Here is a 10,786-nt window from a genome sequence, read left to right as displayed (position 1 = left end):
TTGATAAATAATAGATGCTTTATATAATTAAGTTAAGCTCATGAGCTAGCAAGAAAATTAGACAATATCAATTATTTATAGGAGGCAATTTATATGCAAAAAACAGTTGCAGGTATAGTAATTCCAGATAGTAAAATAGCAGTAGAGGCGCAAGAAATTCTTCGTGAATATGGTAACGATTTACTTTGGAATCATTCAAATCGTGTTTACTTATTCGGTGCTCTTCAAGGGAAAAAAGCTAATCTTAAGTATGACGAAGAGCTATTATATGTTAGCGCTCTATTCCATGATCTTGGACTTACAAAGAAATTTAGTAGTCCAGACAAACGTTTTGAAGTAGATGGTGCAAATGCTGCACGTAGTTTTCTGCAACAACATGGCATGGATAATGAGTCAATTAGACTGGTTTGGGATTCGATTGCACTTCACACAACGATTGGAATTGCTGAATATAAAGAACCCCAAGTTTCATTAATTTATTCTGGAGTAGGATACGATGTTATGGGGGATGGATATGACGAAATTTCAGAGGAAATTCGCGAGCAAGTTGTATCTGCTTTCCCTCGAGATAATTTCAAACAAAAAATCCTTCCTGCTTTCCTTGAAGGTTTCGCTCATAAACCTGAAACTACTTTTGGAAACATTAAAGCAGATGTTTGCTCGTTACTTCTTCCAGGCTTTAAACGCAAAAATTTCTGTGATTGCGTTTTACATTCACCTTGGAAAGAATAGTCATTACACTTACGACTGTTAGAAAAAGGAAGCAAAATAAGTTGATTACGATTTTGCTTCCTTTTTATATAAAAATTAGAACGAGCTAATTAATTTCTAATTTAATGTAGTGAAATATTACTTATAAAGATAAAAAGCTTGCCATTTTCATTAATGGCAAGCTTTTTTAAGCAAATAATATCTAATAATAGAAGATTCAATTATGGGGCACCATACATGTCCATCAACCTAAGATTTTGAAGTATCCCCAAAACGAAAATTTCATCCTTTCATAGTTGTACATAGAAATCCAGTTCATTTTTTTACGTGTTGAGAAAGAATGTATTTCTTAGCTTGATAGCGATGTAGTGCTACTCCATCTTAAAAATATTATTAGTTAACACAATATAAAATCATACAGTTAAAGGAGCAATAATCTATGTTAAAACTTGTGCATAACGAGACCCACCCTACATTCTTTGAGCAATTTTTCTTTGAAAATCCTGTTCAAAATGATGTTTTTATAATTGAAGTTAACAAAAAACATTTCTTTTTCGAATATGATGCTGTGATTGATATGATCAAAAAATTAAACTTAAAACAACAAGAATACGTTAAAAGACAGCTGCAAATGTATCACTATTTAAGCCAGGACTTAAGAACTTGTTTACAAGCAATCGCAACAGATTACATAAGAAGAATTTTCGAAGAGAACAAAAAAATAGAAAACTAACGGGAGTTAAGTTCGGGGCTATTGAAACGAAAGAAAAATACTTTTTATAAAATAGTGAAAGAATATGGAGAAAACGAAGTGGCAACTAACTTATAACGAATTGAAGCCGAAATTTTCTTAGCGTAGAAAATTCGGCTTCTTTTATATCGAAATTTGCTTAGCGTATATTTTCGTTAAAATGCGGGTAGTACCCCAGCTATCGAGCTAAGCTCATACAATATCAATTATAGTTGAGATCGTTTCTTTTTTCTAAAGGCTACGTGTAAGGAATTTAAAAACCCCTTAGGGATCAATGAATTCCTAAGGGGTTGCCTACGTGATATAACATATTTACAATTATGTTACGTTTAAAATACGTATCTTTTTCATTTACCTTATAACCACCCTATTTAAGTTTATAAGAATTATGCTTTTGAGATAAAAGTCATTACTTGTTTTATAAACTCATAACCAAAATAACCACTAAATCCGAATAGGACTATTGCGGCAAATATAGATACTCTTTTAATAAAGGTTGGATTTAGAAAACGTCTAGTAAAATGAACAAAGCTTAATAAGATCATATCATGCATAAAGATACCTAATAAAATACCTACAGCTATTAATATAAATGTAGATGTACTTGCATTACCTAATGAAGAAACGAGAACCGGGCCAAAGACCCCTATCCAAAATACAATATTAGCCGGTGATATAGCAATCATAAAACCAGATAAATAAGCTGATAATAAAGATTTATTAGGATCTTCTCCATCTATGTTAACTTCCGACTTTGCTTCTTTAATGCTTTCTATTCCAATAAACATTAAAAATATAAAACCTAGGAGCCACATAACTGTTTCTACCCATGGATTGGTTAATACACTAGAGAACCCTAGATAAATCAGGACGATTAAAGATAAATCTACAGTCATTCCTCCTATACCTACAAACCAACCATGTACGAAACCATTTCTCATTCCTTGTTTCGTCATTTGGACTGTCATAGCACCTGCAGGTATCGCTAAAGATAAACCTAACAATATATATGTGAAAAGTGTTATAATCATAAAAATTCTCCTATTATAAGTATTGTAATAATCAAACCCTTTTTCTTTTTCCTCGGGTTCAGCAAATAGAGCTAGAGCACGGCGACTTTTCACATTACTTCTAGCAAGCACAAAAAACTCACAAAAAGAATAAATGCCTAAAATCCCATAAGGTCCTTTACATGTTCAGCATTCTTTTTAGATGTTAATTTTTCAAGTAATAAAAACGCAACATCAAAAGCTGTGCCTGGATTTGATGATGTAATAATATTTCCATCTTGTACTATTAAATCATTTTGTACTATTGCACCAAAATTCTTTAACTGCTCTTTTCGTTTACTCGTTGGATGACTGTATGTGGTAGCTTTTTTACCTACAAGAATTCCACTTTTGCCAAGCGTTAATGATGCAACACAAATACTGGCAATAGGCTTCTGCTTGGCATAAAAATGTTGAATAACATGTAAGAATTCTCTACTGTATGCATCCCGATAAAAACCAGCCTCTTCAAATCCTCCTGGAATAGCTAGTGCATCAAATTCATCTAATTGAATATCATCAACCGTTTTTTCCGGTATGACAGTAAAATTCCAAGTACAAGTTAATTTATTCCGAAGACCAACTGTTACGACCTCGGTTGATCCATCTCCCTCCCATTTATTCCAGCCTAGTACATCTGTAAATACACTAGCTTCTACTGCTTCAAACCCGTCAGCTAATAATAATAAAATCTTTTTCATATCGTAAACCGCCTCCTTCTACCCTTATTTTATACAAGTATAGAAGGCTGATAAATAAGTTCAATAAGGATATTTGATTGTTCCGCTTTATTTTATAAAGAATTTAGGTTATTCTATTTTATAAAAAAAGGTTGGGTAATTTATGGATCAAATTGATAAAAAAATCGTGGGACTATTACAGTCAAATGCAAAAATTTCAATGAAGGATTTAGCGGAAGCGGTTCACTTATCTTCCCCGTCAGTAACTGAGCGAGTACGAAAGTTAGAGGAACAACAAATTATTGAAGGTTACCATGCACATGTTTCTCTAAAAAAAATAAATCGTCCAATTTCTGCACTTATACTGTTTAAATCAACAAATTGTAAATCATTATCTAACTTTTGCTATAATCATCCAGATGTACTCGAGTGTTATAGAGTAGCAGGAGAAATTAGCTATATTGTCAAAATAGCAACACATTCTGTAGAAAGTTTAGAACAATTTATTGATGATTCAATGCAATATGGTACTCCATCAACGAATATTGTGTTATCTTCTTATGAAAAAAAGATAATTACTCCTTTTATTAGTGAAGAGTAAAAATACTAGCATAATTAATTAACTATTGGTTATGCAGAAGGATAATTTTTGTATGTTATATAAAAAAATAAAGACGTTATATTTTTTTAAAGGAGTGTAATTACAATGAATTTTTCTAATAAATCAGTGATCATAACAGGGGCTGGAAATGGAATTGGGAGAGAAATTGCTTTACATTATGCAGAAAAAGGGACCAATGTTATTTTAGCAGATATAGACGAAAAAGCAGGTGCAAAAACAGTTACTAAGATGAAAGAACAGGGTAAAGAAGCACTTTTCGTACAAACAGATGTAAGGCTGGAAACAGATATTATTCGATTAATGGAAGTAGCTAATCAAACATACGGTCAGATAGATATTTTAATTAATAATGCAGGAAAAGAGTTATTCAAGTCCCCTTACGATATTTCGTTAGAAGAATGGGACGATGTGATCAATACAAACTTAAGAAGTGTTTTCTTGGGTTCGCGTGAAGCAGCAAAGTATATGCGTCATAACAAAGAAGGTGGATCTATTGTGAATATCGCCTCTACAAGGGCGATTATGTCTGAGCCAAATTCAGAATCTTATGCTGCCACAAAAGGTGGGATCGTTGCTATTACACATGCGCTCGCAGCCTCATTTAGCGAAGATAGGATTACAGTGAATGCTATTTCCCCAGGTTGGATTGAAACCGGAGATTATTCAAAATTAAGTAAAATTGATCATGAACAGCATCTATCAAAGCGTGTAGGAAAACCAGATGATATTGCACGAGCCTGTCTGTATTTAACAGCCAGTGAAAATGATTTTGTTACAGGTATAAACCTTGTCGTAGACGGTGGAATGACGAGGAAAATGATGTATGAGGAATAGGCAGTAATTAATCAAGAAATACAGATTCGCTATCAATAAAGCCTACTTTATCCAAGGTGATTTACCGAATCATCATGTGAATTTGAAATACAATTGAACTGTTTATAAAAAAGATGAACCGGAATTTCCTATCTCTAATAAAGAAGGGATTTCCGTTTTTCTTTCGGATGAAACATGTGAAAATGAATAAAAACCATGAAGTACTCAATGCAAGGACACCAACTACACTAAGAGCGTTAGTTAGATAAAAAATAGAATATATCATATAGCTAGTAAGAGATATTAGTATCACTGAAAGGGCTGTTAATAGCTATTGAAAAGCATAATTTACTCAATCTCAATTACATCACAAAACTTAAATATCCTTTGATTATGAAAAGCATGGGTACAAGTAATCGCCTCATTTAATGGATTTCTATTAGCTACTGTTCTGTATTCTTTATAAACCTACATTAAAATATTCAGATGAACCTTTTATTAACTCATAACCCCTCCTCAAAAAATAGTAAAAACTACACTTGTGAAATCAATATTTTCTGTTTGCACTTTATATAAATTGATATGTCTCCACCTTAATTTTTATTTTTTGTAATCCCCACTAATTCTTTTCTCAAATCCCCCAAAATGGATTTGAGAAATTAGGGAACTATAATGTCGTATTGAAACATATTAAGGGGGATAAAAAGTGGACAATGAGATGAATTATGGAAGTGATTATAAGTTTATTCCAGCAACTTCAATTGAAAGTGGTCATGGCCTCGAAGTATTACCTGATTTATTTTGTTACACGATTCAAATCGTCAACATATGTTTTGTTGGGAATCCGCATACCGATGATTTTGTTTTAGTTGACGCTGGAATGCCTAAATGTGCAAATGAAATTATCTCTGTTACTGAGGAGCGATTTGGTACAAATAGCCGTCCAAAAGCAATTATTTTAACTCATGGGCATTTTGATCATGTTGGAGGAATAATTGAACTCATTAAATATTGGGATGTTCCAGTCTATGCCCATCAAATGGAGATACCGTTTTTGACTGGACAACAAAGCTATCCTGAACCAGATCCAACAGTTGAAGGTGGTATGGTAGCGAAAATGTCTCCCCTGTTCCCTAATGAACCGATTGATTTAGGAAATAGCGTAAAAGCACTACCTATCGATGGAACTGTTCCCCATATGCCAGAGTTTAGATGGATTCATACACCAGGGCATACTCCTGGGCATATTTCATTATTCCGAGAGAAAGACCGAACTTTAATTGCTGGGGACGCTTTTGTTACAGTGAAACAGGAGTATCTGTATAAAGTAATAACTCAAGAACAGGAAATAAGCGGTCCTCCTCGTTATTTAACAACAGACTGGAAAGCCGCTAAAGAATCAGTCATTAAATTAGAAGAATTAAAGCCTCTAGTCGCTATTACTGGACATGGGATACCAATGTCAGGTGAATTGCTATCAACGAGCCTCAAAACACTGGTTCAAGAATTTGATAAAATTGCTGTACCTGATTACGGAAAATATATAGATAAAAAGATGCATTAAATGCGGAAATACTTTGTTTATTTTTATATTAATGAATCAAAACACCAACGAATATTAAGTTTAATATGAAAAAACACTGTACTTAGGCAACATCTCTATTATAAGAATGGAACTACCCTTTATGAATAAAGCTCGATATTCCGCAAATACTATCCATAGTATAAGCCTGCTTCTTACCCAGGTTGTACTTCTTACCATTAAGGGGTGATTAAAACGGGTTACGCTATATAAAAGCATAATCCGTTTTTAATGAAATATTGTATTCCATATACGTTTAAACAATGGAGGAAAATGATGAAACATATTGTTGCCTTATTAATTAAATACACAGCGATAACTGCAGTATTGCTAATCATGCTCAGTATCTTTCAAGGCATTTCAATTCCTAGAGTATTACTAATTTCTCTTTTTCTTACGGGAGCTGCCTATTTAATCGGAGACCTCTTCATTTTACCTAAATACGGAAATATGATTGCTACAATGGCAGATTTCGGCTTAAGCTTTTTCGGAACTTGGTTACTAACATCCTTGTTTACTAATTTAGATGCTACTCGTAACATTGGACTTTCTTCATTTATAGCCGCTTTAATTATTGGTGGAACAGAAGTTTTCTTCCATATTTATATGAAGAGGCTAGTGCTACGTAACGACGATGAATTAAAAAATCGCAATCATATTCATCATGATAAATATGCTATGGAAATATCAGATGAATATATAGATTCTTCCACAATAAATAAATCCAAGCTTGAGGATACATCTAAAAAATAAAAAAGTGGCCAATGCCACTTTTTTATTTTTGTTTATTAAGCTTGATCAGAATTTCTTACATGTAACGGAGGTGGAACTACCCACCCTTTTTTCTTACTTAAACGTAGCAGAGTTACACCTGCCTGCGCTTTTTTCATATGAAATTGGCCAAATAGCATCCCTACATCTTCTCGAAGACATTTTCCCATCACTTGACTACATGTCACAAGTCCAGCTGCTAATCCTGCAGAAACAGCAGCAGCAATTTCAACATCATTAATACGCGCTCCCGGAGGAATGTCTTCAATAGATGCAACTGGTCGTTCTGGAGGAGCAGGCGGTAAAGCGACCCCATTAATCTTTAAAAGAGCTTTTAATTCTTCTATTTCCGAATTCATATCATTTTCAATTAAGCCTTCTAAAAACTTCTTCAAGTCTTCATCACCTGTATGATTCATAAATACTTGATGGCTTGCAATCGCACCCTGTGCAGCAAGAAGATAGCTCCAAATGTCAAATACTTCACCGTAATGTAACGGTTCATTTTGAGGATTTCCACTTAATATACCCATTTTTAAATTCCTACCTTTCGAAAATATCATAATAAATATTGATTTCAATATTGAAATCAAATTTTTAAGTATGCTTTTTCCTGCAAAAGATTTTCTACTATGCATGTAAAACACCTTTCCAACACCGCGTGTTTATTGTTTAGGAAAGTAGTTTACAAATTAAATACTCAAAGATTATGAAAGAAGATTATCAATAATCTTTGAGTGAGTACCTGTTTAATATAAGGTTTTTTATTTTTATGAATACACAAAAGAAATTGATTTACATATTTGCTATATTTTAAGCCAATTTACTTAGCGGTTAGCTCTACCACCAAGTTGTTGTTCTGCCATTGCTACTAAACGTTTTGTAATTTCGCCACCAACAGATCCGTTTGCACGAGCTGTTGTATCTGCACCAAGTTGTACACCAAACTCTTGTGCAATTTCATATTTCATTTGATCAAGAGCTTGTTCAGCACCTCGAACTAACAATTCATTACGACTTCCACTATTATTGTTTGCCATCTTATTTCACCTCCGATGTTTTTAATATGCTACAAATTATGAAATAATAATTATCCTTTTTATGGAAATTAGATTATGAATAAAAATTGATTTTTTTCTTAAAGTAGGGCAAAACATATAAGAAAGAATAACTGATATAACATACTTTCATAACAACACTATGTATACTTCCTAATTCCCTTCAGTAAATAAAAGAAAGATTTCTATTTCACCAAGAGATTAAATAAAATTATGTTTTGAGACATAATCCAAAAGGAGATATGAGATGAAAGCTGTAACCTATCAAGGACCAAATCAAGTACAAGTTAAACAAGTTGATGATGCAAAGTTAGAGAAAAAAGATGATATTATTGTAAGAATTACTTCAACCGCTATTTGCGGTTCTGATTTACATTTATATCAAGGTAACATGCCCTTACCTCAAGGATACATTATCGGCCATGAACCAATGGGAATCGTTGAAGAAGTCGGGCCAGATGTCACTAAAGTGAAAAAAGGCGATCGTGTTGTCATCCCCTTCAACGTTTCTTGTGGACATTGTTTCTATTGCCAACATGAAATGGAAAGTCAATGTGATAACTCAAACCCTCATTACGATTCTGGTGGATACTTTGGTTATACGGAGAAATTTGGTAATCATCCAGGCGGACAAGCAGAATATTTAAAAGTTCCATTTGGCAATTTTACTCCATTTGTTATACCGGAATCATGCGAGCTTGAAGATGAATCCCTACTATTTTTATCAGATGTTTTACCTACAGCCTATTGGAGTGTAATAAACGCAGGCGTTAAGCCAGGTGATACTGTTATCGTCCTTGGTTGTGGACCTGTTGGATTAATGACACAAAAATTTGCTTGGATGCAAGGCGCTAAACGTGTAATTGCAGTGGATTACTTAGATTATCGGATGAATTATGCAAAAAAGATTAACAACGTTGAGGTATTTGAGTTTACAAAATTTCCAGATATGGGAGAACATTTAAAGGAAATTACACATGGCGGTGCTGATGTAGTCATTGATTGCGTGGGAATGGATGGAAAAAAATCGCCACTAGAATTTCTGGAACAAAAATTGAAATTACAAGGCGGAACTCTCGGCCCTATTCAAATTGCTACGAAAGCTGTAAGAAAATATGGAACGGTTCAAATGACTGGCGTTTATGGTGGCAATTATAATGCATTTCCACTCGGAGCATTTTGGGTTAGAAATATTAATCTTAAAATGGGACAAGCACCTGTCATTCATTTTATGCCAGAACTATTTAAAAAAATAACAAATAAAGAATTTGATCCAAAAGAGATTATTACACACAAAATCCCCCTTGAAGAAGCGAGCTACGGTTATCAAATTTTTAATAATCGTGAAGATGATTGTATAAAAGTCATTCTGAAGCCTTGAAGCTACAATTCATTATTCTTAATGAAAAGATAAGATTACATTTCATAATCTTATCTTTTTATTAAATGCTAAGTATCTATCCCCCATTTTCATCTCACATCTAAAATAGTTATTTCCAAAAACTTTGCATTTTGAGGTAATAATTAATTGGTAAAAAAATGAATTAAAGTATTAATTAACCAAATAGCGGACACGATAACAATGTTAACTAACTTAAAAAGAGGTGTCCTTCATGTTTTATTATAAAGAAGAAATAATTAATATGATTAAGCCGGATAAACCAGACCCAGCTGCTGCAAAAGTTTTACAAGAAATATTAGGTGGGCATTATGGCGAAATGCGTACAATGATGCAATACTTCTTCCAAAGCTCAAATTTTAGAGGTAAAGAGAAGCAATATCGTGATTTACTTCGAGGTGTTTTTTTAGAGGAAATAAGCCATGTAGAACTTGTACAACATACAATTAATCAACTATTAACTGGATCTGGTGAACCTACGCCAGGAAATGCTGGTATTGACACAGCACCACTTGATGAAGCGGTTAAACATGCAAATCCTCACCACTTTATTGTAGGTGCTCAAAGTTCATTGCCTGTTGATGCAGCTGGCAACCCATGGAATGGCTCTTGGGTATATAGTCATGGAAACTTAATTAGCGATTTATTAGATAACGTAGTACTCGAATCTACAGGTGTACTTCAAAAAACTAGAATTTATGAAATGAGTTCCAATCAAACTTTTAGAGAAACACTTGCATTTTTAATTGTACGTGATAATGCACATCAAAATGCTTTTGCGAAAGCTTTAGAGACATTGGGTGTTGAATGGGGGAAACTCTTCCCTGTACCGAACTATGATATTAATAAATACCCAGAGTGCAGAAAGTATGTAGACATGGGGTTCCATAACGCACAATTTAATTTTAGCTTAGATCCAACAAGAATGGGAGAAATATTCCAAGGTGAATCACCAAGTAGAAACAAAGGAACATTAGCAGTAACTGACCCGCCAAAAGGTTTTCCTGTACCAGAACTTCCTGAAATACCAAATGAGCATAGTCCTGGATTAAAAGATATGGATCTTTAAGGTCATTATAGCCAACTATTTATTCATGGTTGGTCATAATGCTTTATAAAGATTCATGTAAACTTGTTATTAACATGATAGGATATTTTAATAAATCCTCTTTATTTAAAAGTGGTGTTGATCATATTTCTACTCCTCTTAATGTTGTTTCTATGAACCATTAAACGCCACTGTATACTTACTTATAATCTCCCTACCTCTATTCACGTATAACATCCCTATATTGTAAACAAAGAGGAGGGACTTGTCCCCCCTCTTCTTTTAATTTTTCTTTAAAAGAA

Annotated in this window: 12 protein-coding genes; 8 read left to right on the top strand and 4 right to left on the bottom strand. The window is 33.5% G+C overall.

The genetic code is table 11. The features are described 5' to 3' along the window. Positions 1-93 precede the first annotated feature (93 nt). Both ACQGSG_RS22590 and ACQGSG_RS22585 read left to right on the top strand, forming a co-directional pair. The gene (locus ACQGSG_RS22590) at positions 94-732 is read left to right on the top strand and encodes an HD domain-containing protein (protein WP_001174225.1); all 639 of its coding nucleotides are present in this window, start codon (positions 94-96) and stop codon (positions 730-732) included. Positions 733-1,150: 418 nt separating this feature from the next. Continuing rightward, a complete protein-coding gene (locus tag ACQGSG_RS22585) occupies positions 1,151-1,444 on the top strand; it encodes a hypothetical protein (protein WP_325843172.1) in 294 nt (97 codons plus the stop codon). Between the two features lie 404 nt (positions 1,445-1,848). On the opposite strand, the gene ACQGSG_RS22580 is transcribed toward ACQGSG_RS22585, so the two are convergent. Together ACQGSG_RS22580 and ACQGSG_RS22575 are read right to left on the bottom strand one after the other, a co-directional pair. Continuing rightward, entirely contained in the window at positions 1,849-2,493 is a 645-nt protein-coding gene (locus ACQGSG_RS22580; protein WP_000587494.1) for a LysE family translocator, read from the bottom strand. 137 nt (positions 2,494-2,630) lie between these two features. Beyond that, positions 2,631-3,212: a DJ-1/PfpI family protein gene (locus ACQGSG_RS22575; protein WP_000722336.1), complete on the bottom strand. Its 582-nt coding sequence runs from the start codon at positions 3,210-3,212 to the stop codon at positions 2,631-2,633. Between the two features lie 142 nt (positions 3,213-3,354). On the opposite strand from ACQGSG_RS22575, the gene ACQGSG_RS22570 reads away from it, so the two are divergent. The 4 genes from ACQGSG_RS22570 to ACQGSG_RS22555 all read left to right on the top strand — a co-directional run bounded on the left by ACQGSG_RS22570 (position 3,355) and on the right by ACQGSG_RS22555 (position 6,961). Continuing rightward, positions 3,355-3,792, top strand: coding sequence for an Lrp/AsnC family transcriptional regulator (locus ACQGSG_RS22570; protein ID WP_000372089.1), 438 nt, complete (start codon positions 3,355-3,357; stop codon positions 3,790-3,792). A 105-nt stretch (positions 3,793-3,897) separates the two neighbouring features. Continuing rightward, positions 3,898-4,647: a glucose 1-dehydrogenase gene (locus ACQGSG_RS22565; protein ID WP_325843174.1), complete on the top strand. Its 750-nt coding sequence runs from the start codon at positions 3,898-3,900 to the stop codon at positions 4,645-4,647. Between the two features lie 685 nt (positions 4,648-5,332). Beyond that, positions 5,333-6,190 (top strand): MBL fold metallo-hydrolase, encoded by an 858-nt coding sequence (locus tag ACQGSG_RS22560; RefSeq protein ID WP_098605832.1) that lies wholly within the window; start codon positions 5,333-5,335, stop codon positions 6,188-6,190. Between the two features lie 294 nt (positions 6,191-6,484). Continuing rightward, complete coding sequence (locus tag ACQGSG_RS22555; protein WP_000680670.1) at positions 6,485-6,961, top strand: YndM family protein; 477 nt, start codon at positions 6,485-6,487, stop codon at positions 6,959-6,961. Between the two features lie 35 nt (positions 6,962-6,996). Here the strand turns inward: ACQGSG_RS22555 and ACQGSG_RS22550 are convergent, their stop codons facing one another. Continuing rightward, entirely contained in the window at positions 6,997-7,512 is a 516-nt protein-coding gene (locus ACQGSG_RS22550; protein ID WP_002101091.1) for a DUF3231 family protein, read from the bottom strand. Positions 7,513-7,806: 294 nt separating this feature from the next. Then, positions 7,807-8,019, bottom strand: coding sequence for a small acid-soluble spore protein, SasP family (sasP, locus tag ACQGSG_RS22545; protein WP_000002840.1), 213 nt, complete (start codon positions 8,017-8,019; stop codon positions 7,807-7,809). 265 nt (positions 8,020-8,284) lie between these two features. Here sasP and ACQGSG_RS22540 point away from each other — a divergent pair, with 265 nt between their 5' ends. Both ACQGSG_RS22540 and ACQGSG_RS22535 read left to right on the top strand, forming a co-directional pair. After that, positions 8,285-9,418, top strand: a complete 1,134-nt coding sequence (locus ACQGSG_RS22540) for a zinc-dependent alcohol dehydrogenase (RefSeq protein WP_000649093.1) — start codon at positions 8,285-8,287, stop codon at positions 9,416-9,418. A gap of 232 nt (positions 9,419-9,650) precedes the next feature. Continuing rightward, the gene (locus ACQGSG_RS22535) at positions 9,651-10,505 is read left to right on the top strand and encodes a manganese catalase family protein (RefSeq protein ID WP_098605830.1); all 855 of its coding nucleotides are present in this window, start codon (positions 9,651-9,653) and stop codon (positions 10,503-10,505) included. Positions 10,506-10,786 lie beyond the last annotated feature (281 nt).

Origin of the sequence: Bacillus sp. GMa5/1 (assembly GCF_050172015.1) — a bacterium.
Classification (GTDB): domain Bacteria; phylum Bacillota; class Bacilli; order Bacillales; family Bacillaceae_G; genus Bacillus_A; species Bacillus_A cereus.
Note: the sequence above shows the minus strand (reverse complement) of the source record. Positions and strands in the feature narration are given on the sequence as shown.